The organism is Salinicola rhizosphaerae, assembly GCF_014652715.1.
GTDB lineage: Bacteria > Pseudomonadota > Gammaproteobacteria > Pseudomonadales > Halomonadaceae > Salinicola > Salinicola rhizosphaerae.
In genome coordinates this window covers 475,739-497,332 of the sequence record NZ_BMZI01000003.1, presented here as the reverse complement: position 1 = coordinate 497,332, position 21,594 = coordinate 475,739, and the positions used below count along the sequence as shown (strand labels likewise).

The following is a 21,594-nucleotide window of genomic DNA, read 5'->3' as shown; positions in this document are numbered from 1 at the left end:
TTCAGGCATTTTTCGATATCAGAGAGGTGCGCTCGGCCGCTTGTGACCGGCGGGCGCTGCCCTCATCTGTTGTGCCACGTTTCCCTATATCTCTCCAAAAGACCCTATAACTCTCTAAAAGATAAGGAACCTTCAATGGCGATCAGCGAAGATCAGATCCCCGGTGTCGAGCCCGCGCCGCGCGAGACCGAGGGCTTCGTACTCAACCACACCATGCTGCGGGCCAAGGAGCCGCAGCGCTCGCTTGCGTTCTACACCCGCGTGTTCGGCATGCGTCTGCTGCGCAAGCTCGACTTCCCGGAGATGCAGTTCACGCTCTATTTTCTCGCGCGGCCAGACGATCCCGCCGCGATCCCCGAAGACGACGGCGAGCGTACGGCCTACACCTTCGGCCAAAAAGGCGTACTGGAGCTGACCCACAATTGGGGCAGCGAGAACGATCCCGAGCTTGCCTATCATGACGGTAACGCCGAGCCGCAGGGCTTCGGCCATATCTGCTTCTCGGTGCCTGATCTCGCTGCCGCGGAACACTGGTTCGACACGAACAACGTCGAATTCAAGAAGCGCTCGGATCAGGGCAAGATGAAGAACGTGATCTTCGTCAAGGACCCGGACGGCTACTGGATCGAGGTCGTGCAGCCGTCGTTGTCGAAAGGTCTCGGTCAGTAGCAGAGACGCTTGACCAGCCGAGAGGCTCGTCGCCAAGCCGGGCGGTTTTTCGTGCCATTGACGGTATTCAGGTATCGAGCGCCCGCAACCGAAAAAGGAGTCCGGATGCGTCATCAACCGGCAAGCGCCGTTGACAAGTCAGCCTTCATCGAGCGTTTGAACGCGATTGTCGGCCCGCGCCACGTGATCACCAGCGAGGTCGGCACGCGACGCTATCGCAAGGGCTTCCGCTTCGGCGACGGTCCGGTGGTGGCCGTGGTGCGCCCCGGCTCGCTGGTCGAGCAGTGGCGTGTGTTGAAGGCGTGTATCGAGAGCGATCGCATCGTCATCACTCAGGCCGCCAACACCGGCCTGACCGGCGGATCGACGCCGGACGGCGACGACTACGACCGCGAGATCGTCATCGTCAGCACGCTACGGCTCAATAGACTGCAGGTGATCGATGAAGGCCGGCAGGTGATCTGCTTGCCCGGCGCGACGCTGGATCAGTTGGAGAAACGGCTCGCCCCGCTGGGTCGCGAGCCGCATTCGGTGATTGGTTCCTCGTGTCTCGGCGCGTCGGTATTCGGCGGTGTCTGCAACAATTCCGGCGGGTCCTTGGTCAAGCGCGGCCCGGCCTACACCGAACTCTCGATCCACGCTCGGCTCGACGAGGACGGCCAGCTCCGGCTGGTCAACCATCTCGGCGTCGAGCTTGACAGAAACGGCGAGGAAGACGCCGAGGCGATCCTCTTTCGTCTCGAGCACGGCCAGTACACCGCCGCGGATATCGCCCACAGCGATGCGGCGGCGTCCGATCCGGACTACATCGACCACGTACGTGAGATCGATGCCGAGACTCCGGCGCGTTTCAACGCCGATCCGCGTCGGCTGCATGAAGCCGCCGGCTCGGCCGGCAAGCTGATGGTCTTCGCGCTGCGCCTGGACACCTTTCCCCAGGAGCAGGGTACCCAGGTGTTCTACCTGGGTACCAACGACACCCGGTCACTGACCGAGCTGCGCCGGCGTCTTCTCGCCGAGGCGGAGACGTTACCGATTGCCGCCGAGTACATGCACCGGGAGGCGTTCGATATCGCCGAGCAGTACGGCAAGGACACCTTCCTGACCATTCGCGCCCTGGGCACCGGGCGGCTGCCGCGCTTCTTTGCGCTCAAGAATCGATTCGACGGCTTCTGTGATCGACTGAAGCTGCCGGCCAACATGTCCGACCGGCTGCTGCAGCGCCTCAGTCAATGCTTCCCGTCACACCTGCCCAGGCGGTTGACCGAGTATCGCGACCGCTTCGAACACCATCTGATGCTCAAGGTCTCCGGCGAGAGCGTGGAATCGACGCGGGCTTTGCTGGGAGAACACTTTGAACGTCACGAAGGTGGCGGTTTTGAAGGCGACGGTTTTGAAGGCGGCGGTTTTGAAGGAGAATGCTTCGAATGCACGGCGGACGAGGGCGCCAAAGCGTTCCTGCACCGATTCGCCGCTGCCGGCGCTGCGGTGCGCTATCGCATCATGCACCGCGACACCGTCGAGGATATCGTCGCGCTCGATATCGCCTTGAAGCGCAGCGAGCGCGACTGGTTCGAGACGTTGCCGGAGGATGTCGAGAAGCCTCTGGTGAAGAAGCTCTACTACGGGCACTTTCTCTGTCACGTGCTGCATCAGGACTACATCGTCGCCAAGGGCACCGACTGTCTCGCGCTCGAGCACCGCATGTGGGAACTGCTGGATGCGCGCGGCGCCGAATACCCCGCCGAGCACAACGTCGGGCATCTCTACCAGGCCAAGCCCGCGCTCGCCGGCTTCTATCGCGAGCTCGACCCCTGCAACGCCTTCAATCCCGGCATCGGCCAGACCAGCAAGTGCCGACATTGGGGCGAAGCGGCAGCAGGCGCCGGGTGACAACGATACTCGTCGCTCTTACCCGGCATGATAGCGAGTGCCGGCAGGGAAGCGGCTCCCCAGGCGGTAACGCGATGAGGGATGTAGGAAGCGTACGTAGGTGACGACGTTCCCCCCCGCCCAGGTTCGCCGCACCAGCGCCAGACAGGGTTCGGACGTCGACATATCGAGGTCCGCCGCTTCCCCGGGCTCAGGCAGCAGTGCGTCGACGATGTGCTCCATTTCATCCACCGGTACGTGATCCAGCAGGTAGCGTGCCGGCTGCAGTTCGTCGCCATAGAACTGATCCAGAAAGTCTGGAACCATGGTCGGGGCAACGTAGCGATCCTCGAGCTGTACTGCAACACCCTCCTCGTAGTGGATGCAGCGCAGGTGGAACACGGAATGGCCGGTGGCGATCTCCATCGCCGCCGCGACAGACAGCGGTGCTGAAACGCGTCCCAGCGCCAATACTTCACAGTGATAGCGATGACCCCGAGCACGAATCTCATCGGCAATGTTGACGATCATCAGGAGATTAGATTGGGGTTTAATCTCGGCAATGAACGTGCCCACGCCTGCGGTTCGAACCAGATAACCCTCGTCTGTCAGCTCACGCAACGCGCGATTGACGGTCATGCGTGACATGCCGAACTCTTCGACCAGACGGTTCTCGGACGGGATCATCTCCCCCGGCTGCCACTGGCCGGATTGGATGCGCTCCAGCACGACTTGCTTGAGTTGGCGATACAGCGTCTGGCGGGATTGGGGCTTTCGCGGTGCGGATGACGACATGGAAGATCCGTAATGGTCGATCGTGATGACAAGGGCTTATGACGCCCGACGACAGCTATGGGCGTTACCCGCGGTCGGTATCGGACCTAGCGGGAGTTCCTATGGTGTCAAACCCGATGGATAGAGCGAGCGGCGCAGGTAACCTGGGTCTAGCTGGTCGACACGGCCGCACCCTAGCTGTGCCATCACGTTGGTTAGCTGCTCATGCATCAGTGTCAAAGCGTGGCCAGCCCCGGCTTCTCCTCCCAGTGCCAGCCCATAGAGCGTCGCGCGCCCGCTGAGAACGCCTTCGGCCCCTAGCGCAACCGCCTTGGCAATGTCACTGCCGCGACGAATGCCGCTATCGAGCAGAACATGCATCGAGTCCCCGACCGCATCGACGACCTCGGATAGTGCGTCGAGGGAAGCTGGCGCGCCATCGAGTTGACGCCCACCGTGATTGGTCACGACGACGCCGTCGGCACCGATGCGTCTTGCCTCAAGGGCATCCTCGGCATTGAGGATGCCCTTGACCAGCAACTTTCTCGGCCAGCGGCGGCGAATCTCTGCCAGGGTTTCCCAGGTCAGGCAACGGGTCATCTGCTGACCAATATAGCTGGCTGCACTGGCCGCGCTATGCTGGCCCTCTGGCAAGTAGTGTGTCAGGTTGCCAAGCGTCGGTAGCCCTTGCGGCCATAGGGCTTGCCGGGCCCATAGCGGATGCAGAGCGGCATCGAAAAGGTATTTGAGGCCCAGGCGGCGTGGCCTTGCAAAGCATCGGGAATCCCACTCGCGCCGCCCAAGAACGACAGCGTCGGTCGTGACCAATAGCGCATCGGCGTTGGCAGCCAGAGCGCGTTCCAGCATATCGTTTCGAGTCGTCTCGTCATGCAGAACGTAGAGTTGGAGCCAGAGTCGTGCCTCGGGTACGGCTGCGGCGATCTGCTCGAGGCTATTGCAGGAGACGGTGCTCAAGGTGAACGGCACGCCAAGATGGCTGGCGGCGCGAGCGAGGGCAATATCTCCATCCTTCCACAGCATCCCGTTGTAACCGGTCGGCGCTATCGCCAGCGGCAATGCCACCGGCTCGTCGAGTAGCGAGGTCCGAGTCTCGAGCGTTTCGATGTTGCGCAATGTTCTTGGCTGCCATTGCCAGCCACCAAAGGCGCGCCGGTTGTTGGCAAGAGTGACTTCGTCCTCGGCGCCGCCATCGAGATACTCCCAGGCGAAGGCGGGCAGGCGGTGACGTGCCATGATCGCGAGTTCATCGATACTCTTGGCGCGCCGCCAAAGGTAATGGGAAGGGTATCGGCGTCTCACTCAAGGCTCCTTTTTATTATGGATCAACCGGCATAGGAAGGGATTCCGGCTCGTATCCAGGTCTTGTATATACATTCAATCCGCGATCGCCTGGCGTCAAGCTCGTTCTTTCAAGGGGATAAGAGTAAACCTATTGCGAATGCCACAGCGCTGTGGTTTTAATGTATAGACAGCTTCATCATCGCGATACAACAACACAAGGAAATCGCCCATGATCTCGTTGAATGCTCGCTGCCGATCACGTTTGTCGGCCGCGCTGTTTGCTCCTCTCTGTCTGGTTGTGGCGGGGGCTGCCTTCGCTCAGACACTCTCGGCCGATACGCTTCCCGAATCCGGTGATTTCCGTGTGGGCGTCGAGCCATGGCTCGGCTATGGGCAGTGGTATGTCGCTGAAGATCAAGGCTTTCTGGAAGAGAACGGGCTGGACTCGGTCGATATTGTCAACTTCGCCGAGGACAAGGATATCAATGCGGCTCTCGTCAGTGGGGACCTGGATGCGGCGAGCGTGGCACTGCATACCGCCATGGCGATGAAGTCGTCCGGTGTCCCGATTCATATCGTCACCCTGCTCGATGTCAGCGAGCATGCTGATGCCATGATTGCCAATGCGGACATTACCTCGCTGAATGATCTGGCCGGGAAGAAGATCGCCTACGAGGAGGGCACGACCAGTGATATTCTCCTGCGTGATGCACTCAAGAGCGCCGGCATGAGCATTGACGATATCCAGCCGGTTCCCATGCCTGCCTCCTCTGCGGGGAGTTCGTTGATCGCCGGTCGCGTCCCCGTCGCCGTCACCTATGAGCCCTACCTCAGCGCCGCGAAGGCCAATGGTAACGGGTTACACGTCCTGTACGACGGCAGCGACAATCCCGGTCTCATCAGTGACGTGTTGGTTGTGCGCGATGAGGTGATCGATTCGCGTCCCGGCCAGGTGCTGGCCATGGTCAAGAGTTGGGATCATGCGGTCGAACACTACCGCGCCCACCGCAAGGATGACCAAGCGCTGATCGCTTCGGCTATCGGGGCGGATGCCACATCGCTCGAAACCGCGTTCGACGGCGTTCGTTACTACACGCTGGCGGATACTGCCGCGGCGCTCGATGGCGAATTTCTGAGCAAGACGTTCTCCAACGTCCTCGAAGCGGCTACTCAAGCGGGCTTCGTGCAGGGCGACATCAGCGCAGACGATCTGATCGATACCCGGTTCGTCGACGCTCTCGGTACGCAGTAATCGGCAGTCGATCGCGCACGGCGTGAGTTCGCGATCGACGCCACCCTCCAGTCGAGATCAGCTTCATGCCTCAATCAAGCACCTCTTCGCCGCGGCGAGGAACGTCATCTCCATGGTTTTCTCTTCAGCAACCGTTATCGCGTCGCCGTTTCTGGGGCGTAGCCATCGCCGTATTCGCCGCTTTGCTGGTGCTATGGTGGGTCGCGACCGCTTGCGGTCTGGTACCGAAAATCTTTATGCCAACGCCGCTCGCGGTTATCGAGCGTCTCGCGGCCATGGTCGCCAATGGCACACTGCTATCGGATATCGGTGTCAGCCTGCTCAGGATCGCGCTGGCGTTCCTCGCTTCGACGATGATGGCGGTCGCGATCGGTGTGCTGGCAGGCACCTATGGGATATGGCGGGCGGTAATCGAGCCTCTGGTCGATTTCGTGCGTTATATGCCGGTGGTGGCCTTCGTGCCGCTGACCATCCTCTGGGTAGGAACCGACGAATTTCAGAAGCTGCTGGTAATCTGGATCGGCACCTTTTTTCAGCAGGTGTTGATGATCATGGATGCGGCGCGGCGCGTGCCTCAGGACTACATCGGGCTCGGCCGTACGCTAGGTATGAGCAACCTTGCCATCGTGCGTCGTATCGTACTGCCCGGAGCGCTGCCCGACATATGGGATGCGACGCGCATCTGCCTTGGCTGGGCTTGGACCTGGCTGGTATTGGCGGAGCTGGTCGCGGCCAACTCCGGCATGGGATATCGCATCGTGGTCTCGCAGCGCTACTTCCAGACCGACACGATCATCGGCTATATCCTGGTGCTGGGACTGTTAGGCCTACTGACCGATCAGATCATGCGCCTGGTCGAACGCCGTCTCTTTCGTTACCGACAAGGAGCCTGACATGGCGGAATTGACCATTGCCGGCGTTGATAAATCCTACGGACATGGCGAACAGCGAAAGCAGGTGCTGGAGCAGATCGATCTGACGCTCGGCGACAACGAGTTCGTTTCGCTGGTTGGGGCTTCCGGCTGCGGCAAAAGCACCTTGCTAACGTTAGTCGCCGGGCTACAGACCTTCGACGGCGGCGACATTCTCGTCGATGGCAAGCCGATCGACGGCCCCGGGCTCGATCGCGGTGTGGTTTTTCAGTCCTACACTTTGCTGCCGTGGAAGAGCGTTCGTGCCAACGTCGAGTTCGCGCTGCTGGCCGCAGGTAACGACAGCGCCAGTGCCCGACGGATTGCCGACGAGCACCTGGCCCTGGTGGGGCTGAGTCAGGTTGCCAATGCCTGGCCGAATCAGCTCTCCGGTGGCATGAAGCAGCGTGTCGCCATCGCACGTGCGCTCTCTTACAAGCCGCGGATCCTGCTGATGGACGAGCCCTTCGGTGCGCTCGACGCGATGACCCGCCATCAAATGCAGCTGCTGCTGACGCGGGTCTGGGAGAGCCATCGTCTGACAGTGTTGTTCGTCACCCATGACGTCGAGGAAGCGGTCTATCTCTCCGACCGGATCGTCGCGCTCGGCGCCAATCCCGGTCACGTCAAGGCGATATTCGATGTCGATCTGCCGCGCCCGCGAGACGAGACCATCATGGAGAGTGCGGCGTTCACCGCGTTAAAGCGCCACGTGCTCGACACCATTCGCGAAGACATGCCGGCGCTACCGGCGTTCTAATCAGCATCTCACTCCTCGCTTGGCTCTCCGGGGCCGGCTCTTTTTCTGAAAATAATGAGAACCGTCATGACCCAGTCGATCTCTTTCCACGATCTGCGCGACACCGCCGAGATTCCCGAAGCGCTTCTTGCCCGAACGGAAGCGGATCTCTCCGATTTCCTCGACAAGGTCGACCCGATCATCGCCGCCGTCCGCGACGAGGGCGATGCCGCCTTGATTCGCTTCGGACGTGCCTTTGACAAGGTCGAGCCCGAAACCTTTTCTATCGCTGCCGAGCCAGAGGAGTTCGAGGCGGCGTTCGACGCCGTCGAGCCGGAAGTGATCGACGCGATTCGCTACGCTGCCGGTAACATTCGGAGGTTTCACGAGGCGCAAAAGCCTGAAGAGATGTGGTGGAAGGAGATGCAACCGGGCGTCTATGCCGGCGACCGCCACGTGCCGATCGACGCGGTGGCGTGCTACGTGCCGAGAGGCAAGGGCTCCTTTCCCAGCGTCCTGATGATGACCGCCATTCCCGCGCTGGTCGCAGGCGTGCCGAAGCCGATCGTGATCACGCCGCCGGGGCCGGATGGTCGCGTCGACGCGGCGACGCTAGTAGCCGCCAAGCTGATCGGCATCGAGCACGTCTACAAGTGCGGCGGTGCCCAGGGCGTGGCGGCCGTCGCTTACGGTACCCAAAGCGTACCCCGCTGCGACAAGATCGTCGGCCCGGGTAGCCCGTGGGTAGTGGCGGCCAAGCGGCGCCTGAGCGATCGTCTCGAGCCGGGCACACCGGCCGGGCCAAGTGAGTGCGTGATTCTGGCCGACGACAGTGCCGATGGCGCGCTGGCCGCGCTCGACTTGATCATCGAATCCGAGCACGGTCCTGACTCGTCTGCCTATTTGGTGACCTCGAGCGAGCGAGTCGCCGCCGAAGCGCGAGAAGCGCTGCCACGCCACTGGGCGGAGATGGTGTCGCAGCGCGCCGAGTTCTCCCGGACCGTGCTGGGGGGCCAGCACGGCGGCATCGTGCTGACGCGCGACTTCGATGCGGCCATCGATTTCGTCAACGCCTATGCCCCGGAGCACCTCGAGGTGCTGGCCGAGGAACCGATGGCGGTGCTCGGCCGGATCACCAATGCCGGGGAAGTGCTGCTCGGCAATTACACGCCGGTGACCATCGGCAACTTCGTGCTCGGACCCAACGCGGTGCTGCCGACCAACCGCATGGCCAAGGTCGCCTCGCCGCTGTCGGTGCATGACTACATGAAGCGTATTTCGGTGGGGTATGTGACCCGATCCGGCTACGACCAGCTGGCCGGACCGGCCGAAACACTTGCCCGTTACGAGGGTTTCGACGGGCACGCCCGTGCGGTCTCGTCGCTTCGTCGCAGCCTATTGGACCGGAAGGCGGAGTAAGGGTAATGGCCGACGAAATGACAGCAGTGCGCCTGCATGGTGTGGGCGACTTGCGGGTAGAGACGATCTCCCGACCGCCTGGCCCCGGCGCAGGCGAAGTGTTGTTGCGTCTGCTGGCGGCAGGGATCTGTGGCTCCGATCTGCACAACTTCCAGACTGGCGCCTGGATCGCACACTTGCCGGTCACACCTGGGCACGAATTCTGCGCCGAGATCGTCGCAGTCGGTCCCGATGTGACCGCGTGGCAGGTCGGACAGCGTGTGGTGGTCGACTCCCGTGCCGTTTGCGGAGAATGCGAAAGTTGCGCGGTCGGCGAGACCAATCTGTGCGAGCAGCTCGGCTTCGTCGGTGAGCTGTGTGACGGTGCTTTTGGTGAATGGTGTCTCCAGCCGGTGGAAAGGCTGATCGCAGTGCCTGATGACGTCGCCAGTGAGGTCGCCGCGTTGGCCGAGCCACTCGGTGTCGCGCTGCATGTGCTCAAGCGACTCGCGCCCCATCCGGATCAGCCGCTGGTCATCGTCGGTGGTGGCACTATCGGTGGCCTGGTTGCACTTCTTGCTCGGGACATGGCGCTGGGGCCTTTGCTCCTGGTCGAGCGTAATGCCGAGCGCGCAGCACTGCTGGAGCGGGTTTGCGGTGTCGAGGCCCTGACGTTTGACGCATTGGCCGATCGTCGTCCCCGTTTGGCAGTCGAGGCTACCGGATCGGCAGCGGCACTGAAGGCGCTTATCGACTCCATGGGCCGCGGCTCGCGAGTGGCGCTGGTAGGACTGTTTCATCAATTAGCGGAGCTGGATGCCAACCTGTTGGTGGAGCGCGAAATCGATTTGATCGGCTGCAGCGTGTTTCGTGACGAGCAGCGCGAGGTGATGGCGCGGCTCGCGGCATTGGCGCCGGCACTGCGTGAACTCTGTGAGTCGCCGATTTCGCTCGAAGCGGTGCCGGCCCGCTATACCTCCCTGATTGCTGGTGGCGGCGCCCGGCTCAAGTCGCTGGTGGTGCCGAGTGTCTGCGACGCCAAGCCGTCGGAGGAGATTTGAAATGTCGTCGACCGATGCGTTTTCTCTGAAAGGCCGTTGCGCGATCGTCACCGGCGCGTCTCGCGGCATCGGGCGCGCACTGGCACTGGGGCTGGCCGATGCCGGTGCCGACCTGATCCTGATGGCAAGGAGCGGGAAGGCCCTTGAGAGCGTCGCGGATGAGATTCGCGGCAGTGGGAGGCAGGCTTGGCCGGTGGTCGCTGATATCGGCGATATAGATGCTATCGAAGTTGCCTTCGCGACCCTCGATCGCCTCAGCCTGACGCCGGATATTCTGATCAATAATGCTGGGCTGGAACGCGTCTGCCCGAGTGGCGAAGTGGATACGGCGCTCTGGGACTCACTGCTGTCGACCAACCTCAAGGGCGCGTTCTTCTGCGCACAGGCGCTGGCCAATCGGTTGCAAAAGGCGGGGCGCCCCGGAGCGATCGTCAACCTCTGCTCGCTGGCGACAGCGGTGGGCATTCCGGGCTCGGCCGCTTACGGCGCGGCCAAGACGGGGCTGGCCGGTCTCACCCGCGCGCTCTCCAGCGAATGGGCGGGTACCGGCATCCGGGTCAATGCCCTGGGGCCGGGCTATTTTCATACCGATATGACCGATCTGTTCTATCAGGACGTCGCTTGGCGCGAGCGCATGCTGGCGGCCATTCCGATGGCGCGTTTCGGAGAGCTCGACGATCTCGTCGGTCCCACCGTCTTCCTGTGTTCGTCCGCGGCTCGCTATGTCAGCGGTCAAATTCTCTACGTCGATGGCGGTTATCTGGCCTGTATTTGAGGAATGTCGCATGAATGCCAATTCTGGCGTCGAACGCGCCCCGCTTGCTGCCGAGGCACGGCGTTGCGCACTGCGCGGGGAGTGGGGCGTGGCCCGCGATCATCTGCTGCAGCTGGTCGCGGAGGTGACCGGGCGCGGCGTGGTCGAAGTGACGATCAATCGCGACCAGTACAGCCTCAACTCGCTCAACGGGCTGGTTACCTTCGACGATGATGAGGTGATGTTTTTCAAGTATCACCACGAAGAGGGCGAGTCCGGCACGGTGGCGGAGTACTACAACGCCAAGCTTTTGCAGGATGCCGGCTTCGAGGTCGATGTACCGCGTCATGCCTGTGGCGAGCCGGGGCGGCAGATTCTGCTCTATACCCGACGCGAGGAGCGTCGGCTGGCCGATGTCTGCCGTGAGCTCGACTTTACCGAGTCCAGCGCGGCGCGGGCACCAGTGGTTGCGGCGCAAGCACAGCTCGACCGCGATTCACTGGTCGCTACCTTGGCGACATTGCGGTCTGGCGACCCTGCCAAGGTGCAAGCCGAGCCGGTGCATCAGCTTTTTTATCATCGACTGGTCGGTGACGGGGTAACTGCTGGATTTGGCGGGCGGGTAGCCGAATATTACGTCGACCAGCGATTTCAGCTCGGTGAACTGGATCTGCCATGGGCGACATTCAAGGAGCTGGAGTGGGTGATTAATGGCGTGCGCTATCGCGACACCTTGGCAGCGCTATTTGCAGAGGCAGGACAGCGTCTGGCCCCGGAGCGTTTGGCAGGCCACGGCGTGGTGACCGCGCACGGAGATGCCCATAACGCCAACGTCTGGTACGTGGACGGAAATCCGGCGCGGTTGGTGACCTTCGATCCTGCTTTCGCCGGACGGCAGATTCCCGCGTTGCTGGCTGAAATCAAGGCAACCTTTCACAACATATTTGCTCACCCCCTGTGGCTCTATGAGCCCGAAGACGCCGAAGGTCACTACCGAGTCGACGTTCGCCAAGAGGGGGGGACGCTATATGTCGATCATGACTGGTCGCTAACGCCGTTGCGCGCGGATTTTCTCGCTGCCAAGGGTGAGAATTACTGGTCTCCGCTGTTGGCCGAGTTGCATCGCCGCGGCTGGCTGCCCGCGGATTGGCAACGGATCGTGCGGCTAGCGCTTTTCTGCTGTCCAACTCTGGTACTTAATCTTCGCGCTGGAGAAGGCCTGCGTCAGCAGTCCGGCAGTTCGGCGCTGGGCTGGGCGCTGGCGGTAATGCTCGGTAGCGAACCGACCGATGACACGGATGTGTTCAGTCGCTGGCTACAGACACTAAGTCGCGATTGAGAGTTTCGTGGGAGGGGAAAACGGAATCACAACGACAACAAGATCGATCAATAAGGCAGAACGTATGCATGCGACCCACAGCCCGCGCGTGAAGATGCCAACCGGTGGACAGACGTCCCACCAAGGCGTGCTACTCGGAACACCGGCGATCATGGCTCCCTACATCGAGGCTTTCGCGCAGGTAGCACCGCACATTCGCTTGTCGCTACCGAATGCGGTCGAAGATCCGAACGCCGTGACTTTCGCGTTGGCTTATGACCCAGACGGCGACGCCTTTACGACCTATCCCAATTTACGGCTCATTTCCTCCATCGTGGCTGGCGTCAACGGCATACTCGCTAGTGCCAGCCTTCCGGACGACGTGCCGCTCATGCGGATCGCCGGCGAGGCACAGGCGCAGACGATGGCGGGATTCGTCGTCTGGCATGTGCTGTGGCATCACCGCCGTTTCGGTGACTATCTTGCCAATCAGCGAGAGTCACGTTGGCAGCAATTGCTGGTGCGCGGTGCCGCGCCGCCCTTCATCGGGTTGCTGGGTGCCGGCAAGATGGGGGGGGCCGTTGCCAGAGCCTTGCTCGCGCTAGGCTACGAGGTCGGGATCTACTCCCGAAGTGGCCGCAACCTACCCCAGGATGCGGTGGGTTTCGAAGGAGACGATGGCTTGCGTTCGTTGGCGGAGCGCAGTCAGATATTGGTCAACCTTCTGCCGTTGACGCCGTGGACCCAGGGGATCCTCAACGCCGAGCTATTCGACTGTTTGCCCGCCGGCGGTGCGCTCATCCACGTCGGTCGTGGCGAGCATCTCGTCGAATCGGATCTGCTCGCCGCCCTCGACTCCGGCCAGCTGGCCGGGGCGTCGCTGGATGTGTTTGCCGTCGAACCGCTGCCGCAGGACCACCCGTTCTGGTGTCACGAGCGCATCGTGGTCACGCCTCACGACGCCTGCGACTCGACACCGATTCAGGTCGCTCAGGAAGTCTCCCGAGCGCTGGCCGGGCTCGAGTGTGGCGTGCTGCCGTCGAGCCTCGTCGATCGCGCTGCAGGTTACTGAATCAACGGGTGACCGGCACGGCGCTGGGGACGACTTCGCGGTCACCAAGCCATCCCGGCAGGGAGAGCTGGTAGATGTCGAACGGCAGCTCGAACACCGATTCCCCATCCGGGCCGCGGTGCGCGCCCAGGCGAGCCGTCTGCGGGATGGGGATCAGCAGTTTGCGGTCCCGCGTGATGAACATGGCGTCCGGTCCCCACAGCTCGTTGTCCTCGGCGAGAACGCGCATGTCACCATCGGGTGTCAGAACGCTGATTCGCGGGCGATCCATCTCCGCCATGTAGAAATTGCCGGCGCTGTCCATCGCGGTGCCGGTCAGCGGAGATGTGTCGAAGACGAATTCGACCGCTTCACCGAGCGCCTCGTCGGAGATCGACGGGTCTCGCAGTTTGGCGGTCTCGATGCGATAGAGCGGGCCTGTCAGCGGCTGGTAGTAGAGCCAGCGGCCGTCCGGACTGATCTCGATCGGATCGGAGTGGACCATCGGCACCTTGCCGCTTTTCGACATCAGCGGCTTGCCATCTTCGGCGATCGGCGGGCGTTTGGGCGATGCCTGCGTGCTCGGGTGCTGGTGAAGGCGGCGCATGGCCTGGCCGCTTTCGAGATTGACGATGACGATACCGCCGAGACCGGAGTCGGTCAGATAGACGTTTTCGCTGTCCAGGCGCAGATCGTTGAGCGAGGCGCCCTTGGGCATCACCTCATCGGGCAGGGGCAGCTGGCGGATCAGTTCGCCGGTGCGCGTGTTGAACTGCAGCACTTTCTGCGCCTGGTCATCGACCAGGTCGCCAAACGAGGGTGTCCCCTGATCCACCAGCCAGAGCGAATCGTCGTCGAAGATGTGGATCGTGTTGACGCAGACGAACGCGCTGCCGGTGGCCTTGCCCGGCTTCCAGGCGTTCCACTCTCCCCCCGGAAAGGGTTTGAGTGTGCCGTCGTCGAGAATCTCGACGACACTCGGGGTGTCCTCGAATCCGGGCCAGCGCGGCAGGCCGGCGAACAGGCGCCCATCGGCGGTGGTGGCGACCGCATTGCAGAGCCACGGCAACTCCGCGACCTTGCTGATCGGCAGATAGCCGGCGTCGCCGAAGGGGATGTTCTGGGCGGCACGTAGCAGGCCGCTGTTGGCCATCAAGGCGCCGCCGGCACCCAGCATCGTCAATTGGCAGAACTGACGTCGGTTGATCATGCAGTGTCCCCATGAATGAAGGCAGTGATAGGCATCCTCGGGCGCGATGACCGACGATGTCCTTGCATCTTAGAAGCAATGATCGATCTGTGGATATCATACATATGACGTATGATCTTTCGTCGCCTAGCGGTTTGCCAGCAAATCGTGTTAGCCCGCATTCAAGCGCTGGACGGCCTGGCGTTGTCGGTGATCTGGCGACCGACATCCCTCCATACGATCATCTCCTTCCTCAAGCTCTGCCATCGACGTTCGCGAACCGATCGATGAAAGGCATCTCGTCACCGGCTGCGGGAATGAACCCCTATCGGCGGTTGGCGTCTGATAGGAGAATCCGTATCGATAGCGCCGCATCATCCGTGATCGGGTATGCTGCGGGTTCGGCCCGAACTTGAGCCTGGGAGTCCGCGGCGAGTGGGTACTGGCGCCGCGCTGCCAGAACGGACAACACGCAAAGGATGGAGTGTTCATGGATCGTAGAAGTGTGCTGAAGAGCGCCATTGCGCTGGCGGCCTGGTATGGCTTGCCCTCGGCGCCCCTGTTTGCCGCGGCCAAGGCTACCAGCGGCATTGCCGATGGTGACGCCGAGTCGTTCAGCTTCGAGTGGCTGCAGGGCTTTGCCAAGGATCTGGCCGCCAAGGCCTATCAGAGCAACGTCGAGAAGCTGCCGCCGACGCTGGCCAACCTGACGCCCCAGCAGTACAACGCGATCGGCTACGACCCGGAACACTCTCTCTGGCACGACAAGAGCGACCAGCTCGACGTGCAGTTCTTCCACGTCGGCATGGCGTTCAACCAGCCGGTCCGCATGTACTCCATCGATGCCGATACGCAGAAGGCGCGCGAGATTCACTTCCGCCCCGATCTGTTCGACTACTCCCGTGCCGATGTCGATGTCTCCCAGCTCGAAGGGCAGGGCGATCTCGGTTTTGCCGGCTTCCGTGTGTTCAAGGCGCCGCTGCTCACGGAGAAAGATATCGTCTCCTTCCTGGGTGCCAGCTACTTCCGCGCCGTCGACGACACCTATCAATACGGCCTCTCGGCCCGCGGCGTGGCGGTCAACACCTACGCCGATGGCAAGACCGAGGAGTTTCCAGCCTTTACTCGCTTCTGGTTCGAGACGCCGGAGGAGGGCAGCACGACCTTCACCGCCTACGCGCTGCTCGACTCGCCGAGTCTCTCCGGCGCCTATCGCTTCATCATCCATTGCGAGGAGCAGCGCGTGGTGATGGAGATCGACAAGCATCTCTACCCGCGTGAAGCGATTACCCAGCTCGGCGTGACGCCGATGACCAGCATGTTCAGCTGCGGTACCCAGCAGCGCGACATGTGCCTGACCTACCATCCGCAGATTCACGACTCCGACCGTCTCTCGATGTGGCTTGGCAACGGTGAATGGGTCTGCCGTCCGCTGAACAATCCGCCGCGGGTGCAGTTCAACACGTTCAGCAACAACAGCCCCAAGGGGTTTGGCCTTCTGCAGACCGACCACGACTTTACCCATTACGAGGACATCGTCGGGCACTATCATGAGCGTCCGAGCCTCTGGGTCGAGCCTAAGGGTGACTGGGGCAAAGGCGAGATGCAGATGCTCGAGATCCCGACGACCGGCGAGACGATGGACAACGTGGTCGCCTTCTGGAAGCCGGAAAAAGCCGTCGAGCCGGGCCAGACGCTCAGCTACGGCTACAAGCTCTACTGGAGCGCGCAGCCACCTGTGAAGCCCGATATGGCGCGAGTGCGCAAGACCTTCACCGGGATCGGCGGGTTCCCCGAGGGCTGGGCGCCGGGCGAGCATTATCCGGACGTATGGGCCAAGCGCATCGCCGTGGATTTCATCGGCGGCCAGCTCAAGCACTTCTACGACAGCGGCATCGACATCAAGACGGCGCTCGACGTGCCGGAAGGTGACGTCAAACAGCTCGACATTCTCTGGGTCGACGAGATCGAAGGCTTCCGCATCCAGTTCGACTGGTATCCGACCAGCGACTCGACGGATCCGATCAACATGCGCCTGCATCTGGTCGCCAACGACGACACGGTCAGTGAAACCTGGCTGTACCAGTACTTTCCGCCGGCACCGGAAGAGCGCACTTACCCGGAGCATCCCGCAGCGTAAAACGGGGTTAAAACCCAGACGCAACGGGGCGGCCAATCGGCCGCCCCGTTTCTTGTCCTTGCCTGAGTTTCCGTGATGCTACCGTCGCTCGCCGTTTCTGTTGGCGCCCCGTAGCCGACGCCGTTTCGCTCTTCGCTCACCGTTTCTGTTGGCGCCCCGTAGCCGACGCCGTTTCGCTCTTCGCTCACCGTTTCTGTTGGCGCCCCGTAGCTGGCGCCGTTTTCGCCCGTCGCTCAGTATCCGAACCGCTTTGCCGTCGGGCCGGTGATTTCGGCGATCATGGCGAGTTCCTCGTCGCTGAAGTCCGGCCGGTAGTAAGTCGGGGCGTGAAGGCCGCTGGCGGCTTGCTCGAGCGTGGGGGCGTCGATGTCGAGATCGGCGTGGGCGAAGACGTCGCGCAGGGTGTCGAGCGGTTGGCTGCAGAGGTCTTCGTAGCGCACGACGAGAGCGCTTTTACGCAGCTCGGGGTCGCCATCCAGCGTGTCGGCGACATGGGCGTAGATCGCCGCCCAGTAACGTGCCCAGCCTTCGATTTCGCTGGCTCGATCCCCGCGTGATCCGGCTTCCCAGAGCGCGGTGATCCGCCGTGTCTCCTCGTCGTTGCCGACATTGATGGCGCGGCGATCGAGGCCGAACTCGTAGTGGCCGACGCGACGCATGTGTTCTAGCGCACGGGGCTCGCTGGTTTCGCCGGCGACGAACAGCCTCTGCTGTTTCATCAGCGAGGCGATGTGCCAGACAGGATCGCGGATTACCAGCAGGAAGCGTGCATCGGGGTAGCGCGCGTGCAGATAGCCTAGTCGCACCAGGTTGTAGTTGCCCTTGGCGACGTAGCGCTGACGTTTGCGCACTGCGAGAACCTTGCGCACGTGCTCGTCGTAGAAACGGGCGAAGGCGGTAGGCTCGCGATCTCTTCCCATGACCGAACTGGTCGCGGGGTCGTGCGTGGCAGGGAAAAACGCCATCCACAGCATCTCTTCGAAGGCCTCCGGGCTGTGGGAGGTCACTTCGATGCCATCCTTGTGCGCTCGCTCCTGGGCCTTTTCTCCCGATTTGGGGACCCTGGCTAGCCAGCGATTCCACCAGTAAGGCGTCATGAGCGGGGGAAAGTCGATGTAGCGATGCGTGGCAACGGCCGGGTTGGCGGCGAGGTGCTCGAGCAGGATGGTCGTGCCGGAGCGAGCGAGTCCGGAGACGTAGACCGGACGGTCGACGCGAACGTCGGCGATGGCATCGGCGACGGCACGAGTCTCCAGATTGCCGAGCTTGATCCACGTCTGCGGCTTGCGATGGATCCAGCCGCCTAGCCAGTGCATCCAGCCGGGTACGACGAAGCCGGGATCGTTGGCCGTGACGGTCTTCTCCCGCCGCTCGTCGACGCGCTCGTCAGCGTGGGGAGTCTCGTTGGTGCTCTGGTGAGAGCGGTTCGAGGTTGGCTGGTTCATGCCCTTTTGCCTCTCATTCGATTTTGGCCCAGCGGTAGGTGATCAGGGAGACGATCAACATGACCGGAAAGAAAATCGCCAGCCAGTGACGCATCCAGTCCGGGCCGAACGGCAGATATTCCGGTTGTGGCAGCGCAAGCGTCACGCGCTCGATACCGCTCTCCGGTGAGAGATAGCCCAGCGGATTGCCGATCAGCCAGTTCCACCACTGGCGCTGCTCGACGACCGGAATCGGCGCCGTCATGGCGATATTGGCAAGTTCGCCGTCGCTGTCGCTGACGATCAAATGCGCGCCGGTATCCTCTTCGCGCCATTGCGGTTGATAGGTGTCCGGCGTGACCTGCATCTCGGGCGTCTGGCCTGGTTCTGGCAGGGTGTGGGCATAGTGGCTCTCGAGCCAGGTCAGCAGCGCCAGTAGCGGCAAGATCGAGACCAGCGTGGGTAGCACGACCAGCCCGAGATGCTTGAATGCGCTGGCGAACTGATCCTTGATCAGCGGTCCCGCATCACTGAACTCGCCATCGAACTCGTTGAGCCGCTTGCGGGCGGCGCGGGCGTTGCGTTTGGCCTCGCCGATCTTGCCCTGAGGCGATAGCAGTCGATAGAGAAACAGCGTGCCGACGCCGGCGACAATGGCCCAGATCGCCAGCCGCAGGCTGCCAGGCAGGAACGTGGCCAAGCCAGCATCCAGGGCGCCGAACAGCGGATCGGGCAGGTCCAGTAGTCCCATGTGTCCTCCTGACACGAGAGAATGGGCGAGCGCACTCGCTTGCAGTGGGTACCGCCGCGCCCGTCAGAGCGTGGGCGGGTTGGCGACAGGTGGCGTGCCGGGAGCGACAGACGAATTCGCGGTCGTTTTCTGCACGAGAGGCGCTCGTCAGCGCCATCGGTGTTCACTGACGTCAGGTATCGCGGCCCGGCGTCCGTGCCCGGGCCGTTCGAGAGAGGGCGTCAGGAACGGGAGTCCGCCCGCGAAGCGTGCGGTGAAGACGTCTGCCGTCCGGTCTGTTCTGCTTGAGACGTGGTGGGCGGCGTTTCCGGGTCGTCTTCGGTATGCGTCGTACGAGCCTGCACGGCTGAATCGCCACCGGCCGCCGCCGCAGCTTCGGCCTTGCGTCGACGGCGCATGCGCCGGATCGGCCACATGATGACGAAGAAGAGCGCCATGCCGATGGCGGCGATGATGCCCCACAGCGCGGTCAACAGGCTTAGCCCGGCGCCGGGACCGACGTAGGCCTCCGCCGCGAGTGGCAGCGTGGCGCCGACGGCGACTAGGCTCGTCAACAGGTGCTTGTTGATCCGATAGGTCCCGAATCGACAAGCCTTGAGTGGATGAACTTGGGTTCGATAAGCCATAGGGGTCATGACGATCACCTCCTGGTGGTGTCGAGATAGACGCGAAGACCCGCGCCATGAGCGGTCGCAATAGGCGAAGATGCCAAGCTAGGTAGATGGGATGGCCGAAAGCCGAGAAACCGTTGGCGATGCCGGGGAGGGTTTGGCATCGTCCAGCGGCTGGCTGAATGTCGTGAGCCCGCATCGGGCGTCAACTTCGGCCTGAAGGCGCCAGCATGCAGAGATACCGCCAAGGCGGTGCAGTGTCTCTTTGTCGACGTGACATCCACGCAGCAGGTACCGCTGTCTGCGCGGCATGGCGACTGGCTGTCCAGGCGACGGGGAGCCTCGCCCGCACGATCCGAGTTGTGCATATCGTTCGTTCCTGAAGTTGCTGAGTCAGCCCCTTCAATCACCCCCGGCGGGCGCTGCGCCAGCGCGCGGTTCGCCTCCGCCATTCACCGCTTCGTGCGGTGTTTATTTTGATGTCGTTCAGCTTAGAGGTGGGAAGAACAAAAATGAATGAGGTTTTTTGTTAACCAGTTCGGCGACAATCGCCGCAAGTTGTAACTCGGCGTTAATCGGGTAAGTGGTCGCGCGCGGTGCCGATGGCGCTTGCTCGTGACCCAATCGACATGCGAAGAAGCCGTGTCATCACTCCGGCGCGCCCCCGCTGGGCGATGCTCGGGAAGCCTCTCGTTGATGTGCCAGTGCGTTCCATCCCGTCAGAAAGGCGCCCAGCAGCAGCGCGGCGATGACGAATAGCAGGCTCTGATTGCTGTAGCGTTCATCGAGCAGCGTGGCAATGGCGGCGCCGCTGACCAGCGCTACCCAGCGCATCAGGCCATCCAGACAGGCGATCCATTCACCGGCCGCCAAGGCTCGCCCGGTCTTGACCAGCGCACCGGTCAGAAAGGTCACGCCGGACTCTTTCGCACTGACCTGATTCAGCGTGCCCATGCCAGCGGCGATCCAGGTGATCGCGGCCAGGGAGTAGCCTTCGGCGTCGATGATCGATAATGCGATGCCCACCAGCAGGGCGGTCATGACCAGCACCACAGTCGCTCGCCAGGCAGGGTTGGGCCGGCCGGCGCGATTGCCGATCCAGGCAGCCAGCGTCGTGGCACCGAAAAAGGTCGCGATCACGCCGAGCAGCGGTAGCGTCGCCGACCACTCCTGCAACGCCAGCGCCTGACCGACGTGGGAGGAGTTGCCGGTCATGTAGACCGCCAGCAACTGATGGCTGTGGCGATAGATCAACGCATCGGTGGCTCCAGCGATCACGAATAACAGCACGAAAGCGTGAAGAGGAATCGGCTTTGGCGGAACAGGGTTGGAAGGCATGGCGGTCGCTCGTTCGAGAACTTTCAGTCGTGGGATGACATCTGGATGACGTGACTGGCGATCCGACCGGGGGTCGCCCACCAGACACCCTGCGCCTGACGATAGCCTGCCAGTTCGCGCAGACTCTCTCGCAGCCGGCGCAGGCGAAACGGCTGGCCGACCAGAAACGGATGCAGCGCGATTCCCATCACCAGCGGCTGATCTCGGGACTGCTCGAGTAGTTCGAAGAACTGATCGCGGATCATGTCGCAGAACTCGTCCATCGACACGCGGTGAGTCGAGATCGTCGGAATGTCGTTGAGCTCCTGCGGGTAGGGGATCGACCACAGGCGGCCGTGATCCGTACGCATCGGGGTTGGGCGGTCGTCATGAGCCCAGTTCAACGTGTAGCCGAAACCCGCCTCGGCCAGCAGATCCGGCGTCCTCTCGCTCTCCGAAATCCAGGGTGACAGCCAGCCCTTGGGCGGCTGGCCCAGATGTGCCGCCAGGCGCTGCCGACTCTCGACGATCATCCGGCGCTCGTCGTCTCGTGTCATCTGACCCTGGCGCGCGGCGTTGGTATGCCCGTGGGCGATGATCTCGTCGCCGCGGGCGACGAAGGCATCGAGCAGCGCGGGGCAGTGATCGAGAACCGCGCTATTGGCAATCACGCCGGCAGGCAGCTCGAGGGCGTCGAACAGTTCCAGACAGCGCCAGGCGCCGACGCGATTGCCGTATTCACGCCAGGCATAGTTGAGTACGTCCGGTTCGCCGGCAGGCGCGGGCGGTGCGATACCTGGACCGCGGCCCTGGCCGAACTCGAAGTGTTCCAGGTTGAGCGCGACGTAGATAGCGAGATTCGTATTTCCCGGCCAGCGCCAGGCGTCCCGGTCGGTGATCGGGCGATAAGAAAAGCGTCCGTGGTGGCGCAACGGTTCGCCAGACATCCTGTCTCTCCCTCATCGGTATCCGGTCGGTATCCAGACCTTCAGCGTAGTCGCTGACGATGGGCGATGGCGCATTCTCGACAATGAGGCTGCTAAGCTAGAGCGTGAATCTGA

The 21,594-nt window shown here is 62.4% G+C and carries 19 protein-coding genes; 11 read left to right on the top strand and 8 right to left on the bottom strand.

Annotated elements, in window-relative coordinates; translation table 11 throughout:
* The first annotated feature begins 135 nt into the window (after window positions 1–135).
* Complete coding sequence (gloA, locus tag IE125_RS08480) at window positions 136–669, top strand: lactoylglutathione lyase (RefSeq protein WP_189444196.1); 534 nt, start codon at window positions 136–138, stop codon at window positions 667–669.
* A 105-nt stretch (window positions 670–774) separates the two neighbouring features.
* Complete coding sequence (dld, locus tag IE125_RS08475; RefSeq protein ID WP_189444195.1) at window positions 775–2,562, top strand: D-lactate dehydrogenase; 1,788 nt, start codon at window positions 775–777, stop codon at window positions 2,560–2,562.
* Window positions 2,563–2,580: 18 nt separating this feature from the next.
* On the opposite strand, the gene hutC is transcribed toward dld, so the two are convergent.
* Window positions 2,581–3,336 (bottom strand): histidine utilization transcriptional repressor HutC, encoded by a 756-nt coding sequence (hutC, locus tag IE125_RS08470; RefSeq protein WP_189444194.1) that lies wholly within the window; start codon window positions 3,334–3,336, stop codon window positions 2,581–2,583.
* Window positions 3,337–3,435: 99 nt separating this feature from the next.
* Window positions 3,436–4,635, bottom strand: coding sequence for an alpha-hydroxy acid oxidase (locus IE125_RS08465; RefSeq protein ID WP_229809007.1), 1,200 nt, complete (start codon window positions 4,633–4,635; stop codon window positions 3,436–3,438).
* A 211-nt stretch (window positions 4,636–4,846) separates the two neighbouring features.
* Here IE125_RS08465 and IE125_RS08460 point away from each other — a divergent pair, with 211 nt between their 5' ends.
* The 8 genes from IE125_RS08460 (at window position 4,847) to IE125_RS08425 (ending at window position 13,122) form a co-directional block, all read left to right on the top strand.
* Window positions 4,847–5,869, top strand: coding sequence for an ABC transporter substrate-binding protein (locus tag IE125_RS08460; protein WP_189444193.1), 1,023 nt, complete (start codon window positions 4,847–4,849; stop codon window positions 5,867–5,869).
* 236 nt (window positions 5,870–6,105) lie between these two features.
* Window positions 6,106–6,762, top strand: coding sequence for an ABC transporter permease (locus tag IE125_RS08455; RefSeq protein WP_229809006.1), 657 nt, complete (start codon window positions 6,106–6,108; stop codon window positions 6,760–6,762).
* Window position 6,763: 1 nt separating this feature from the next.
* Window positions 6,764–7,540 (top strand): ABC transporter ATP-binding protein, encoded by a 777-nt coding sequence (locus IE125_RS08450; protein WP_189444191.1) that lies wholly within the window; start codon window positions 6,764–6,766, stop codon window positions 7,538–7,540.
* 66 nt (window positions 7,541–7,606) lie between these two features.
* Window positions 7,607–8,938 (top strand): histidinol dehydrogenase, encoded by a 1,332-nt coding sequence (gene hisD / locus IE125_RS08445; RefSeq protein ID WP_189444190.1) that lies wholly within the window; start codon window positions 7,607–7,609, stop codon window positions 8,936–8,938.
* A 5-nt stretch (window positions 8,939–8,943) separates the two neighbouring features.
* A complete protein-coding gene (locus IE125_RS08440; RefSeq protein ID WP_229809005.1) occupies window positions 8,944–9,978 on the top strand; it encodes a zinc-dependent alcohol dehydrogenase in 1,035 nt (344 codons plus the stop codon).
* A 1-nt stretch (window position 9,979) separates the two neighbouring features.
* On the top strand, window positions 9,980–10,753 hold the full coding sequence (locus tag IE125_RS08435; RefSeq protein WP_189444189.1) for an SDR family NAD(P)-dependent oxidoreductase: 774 nt from the start codon (window positions 9,980–9,982) through the stop codon (window positions 10,751–10,753).
* Window positions 10,754–10,763: 10 nt separating this feature from the next.
* Complete coding sequence (locus IE125_RS08430; protein WP_189444188.1) at window positions 10,764–12,071, top strand: hypothetical protein; 1,308 nt, start codon at window positions 10,764–10,766, stop codon at window positions 12,069–12,071.
* Window positions 12,072–12,135: 64 nt separating this feature from the next.
* The gene (locus IE125_RS08425; protein WP_229809004.1) at window positions 12,136–13,122 is read left to right on the top strand and encodes a 2-hydroxyacid dehydrogenase; all 987 of its coding nucleotides are present in this window, start codon (window positions 12,136–12,138) and stop codon (window positions 13,120–13,122) included.
* Between the two features lies 1 nt (window position 13,123).
* Here IE125_RS08425 and IE125_RS08420 read toward each other — a convergent pair whose 3' ends face one another.
* A complete protein-coding gene (locus tag IE125_RS08420) occupies window positions 13,124–14,311 on the bottom strand; it encodes an L-dopachrome tautomerase-related protein (protein WP_189444187.1) in 1,188 nt (395 codons plus the stop codon).
* 469 nt (window positions 14,312–14,780) lie between these two features.
* Here IE125_RS08420 and IE125_RS08415 point away from each other — a divergent pair, with 469 nt between their 5' ends.
* A complete protein-coding gene (locus IE125_RS08415) occupies window positions 14,781–16,430 on the top strand; it encodes an OpgD/OpgG family glucan biosynthesis protein (protein ID WP_189444186.1) in 1,650 nt (549 codons plus the stop codon).
* Between the two features lie 233 nt (window positions 16,431–16,663).
* On the opposite strand, the gene IE125_RS08410 is transcribed toward IE125_RS08415, so the two are convergent.
* The 5 genes from IE125_RS08410 to IE125_RS08390 all read right to left on the bottom strand — a co-directional run bounded on the left by IE125_RS08410 (window position 16,664) and on the right by IE125_RS08390 (window position 21,480).
* Window positions 16,664–17,875 (bottom strand): sulfotransferase, encoded by a 1,212-nt coding sequence (locus tag IE125_RS08410; RefSeq protein ID WP_229809003.1) that lies wholly within the window; start codon window positions 17,873–17,875, stop codon window positions 16,664–16,666.
* Between the two features lie 13 nt (window positions 17,876–17,888).
* Window positions 17,889–18,605 (bottom strand): hypothetical protein, encoded by a 717-nt coding sequence (locus tag IE125_RS08405; protein ID WP_189444185.1) that lies wholly within the window; start codon window positions 18,603–18,605, stop codon window positions 17,889–17,891.
* Between the two features lie 221 nt (window positions 18,606–18,826).
* Window positions 18,827–19,240 carry a hypothetical protein gene (locus IE125_RS08400; RefSeq protein WP_189444184.1) on the bottom strand — a complete coding sequence of 138 codons (414 nt, stop codon included), beginning with the start codon at window positions 19,238–19,240 and terminating at the stop codon, window positions 18,827–18,829.
* A 624-nt stretch (window positions 19,241–19,864) separates the two neighbouring features.
* Complete coding sequence (locus IE125_RS08395) at window positions 19,865–20,554, bottom strand: YoaK family protein (protein ID WP_189444183.1); 690 nt, start codon at window positions 20,552–20,554, stop codon at window positions 19,865–19,867.
* Window positions 20,555–20,577: 23 nt separating this feature from the next.
* On the bottom strand, window positions 20,578–21,480 hold the full coding sequence (locus IE125_RS08390; protein WP_189444182.1) for a polysaccharide deacetylase family protein: 903 nt from the start codon (window positions 21,478–21,480) through the stop codon (window positions 20,578–20,580).
* Window positions 21,481–21,594: the final 114 nt, after the last annotated feature.

Excerpts from the sequence above, each read along its gene's own strand:
- gloA (WP_189444196.1), top strand. The coding sequence starts at position 136 with ATGGCGATCAGCGAAGATCAGATCCCCGGTGTCGAGCCCGCGCCGCGC.
- dld (WP_189444195.1), top strand. The coding sequence starts at position 775 with ATGCGTCATCAACCGGCAAGCGCCGTTGACAAGTCAGCCTTCATCGAG.
- hutC (WP_189444194.1), bottom strand. The coding sequence starts at position 3,336 with ATGTCGTCATCCGCACCGCGAAAGCCCCAATCCCGCCAGACGCTGTAT.
- IE125_RS08460 (WP_189444193.1), top strand. The coding sequence starts at position 4,847 with ATGATCTCGTTGAATGCTCGCTGCCGATCACGTTTGTCGGCCGCGCTG.
- IE125_RS08455 (WP_229809006.1), top strand. The coding sequence starts at position 6,106 with ATGCCAACGCCGCTCGCGGTTATCGAGCGTCTCGCGGCCATGGTCGCC.
- IE125_RS08450 (WP_189444191.1), top strand. The coding sequence starts at position 6,764 with ATGGCGGAATTGACCATTGCCGGCGTTGATAAATCCTACGGACATGGC.
- hisD (WP_189444190.1), top strand. The coding sequence starts at position 7,607 with ATGACCCAGTCGATCTCTTTCCACGATCTGCGCGACACCGCCGAGATT.
- IE125_RS08440 (WP_229809005.1), top strand. The coding sequence starts at position 8,944 with ATGGCCGACGAAATGACAGCAGTGCGCCTGCATGGTGTGGGCGACTTG.
- IE125_RS08435 (WP_189444189.1), top strand. The coding sequence starts at position 9,980 with ATGTCGTCGACCGATGCGTTTTCTCTGAAAGGCCGTTGCGCGATCGTC.
- IE125_RS08430 (WP_189444188.1), top strand. The coding sequence starts at position 10,764 with ATGAATGCCAATTCTGGCGTCGAACGCGCCCCGCTTGCTGCCGAGGCA.
- IE125_RS08425 (WP_229809004.1), top strand. The coding sequence starts at position 12,136 with ATGCATGCGACCCACAGCCCGCGCGTGAAGATGCCAACCGGTGGACAG.
- IE125_RS08420 (WP_189444187.1), bottom strand. The coding sequence starts at position 14,311 with ATGATCAACCGACGTCAGTTCTGCCAATTGACGATGCTGGGTGCCGGC.
- IE125_RS08415 (WP_189444186.1), top strand. The coding sequence starts at position 14,781 with ATGGATCGTAGAAGTGTGCTGAAGAGCGCCATTGCGCTGGCGGCCTGG.
- IE125_RS08410 (WP_229809003.1), bottom strand. The coding sequence starts at position 17,875 with ATGAACCAGCCAACCTCGAACCGCTCTCACCAGAGCACCAACGAGACT.
- IE125_RS08405 (WP_189444185.1), bottom strand. The coding sequence starts at position 18,605 with ATGGGACTACTGGACCTGCCCGATCCGCTGTTCGGCGCCCTGGATGCT.
- IE125_RS08400 (WP_189444184.1), bottom strand. The coding sequence starts at position 19,240 with ATGACCCCTATGGCTTATCGAACCCAAGTTCATCCACTCAAGGCTTGT.
- IE125_RS08395 (WP_189444183.1), bottom strand. The coding sequence starts at position 20,554 with ATGCCTTCCAACCCTGTTCCGCCAAAGCCGATTCCTCTTCACGCTTTC.
- IE125_RS08390 (WP_189444182.1), bottom strand. The coding sequence starts at position 21,480 with ATGTCTGGCGAACCGTTGCGCCACCACGGACGCTTTTCTTATCGCCCG.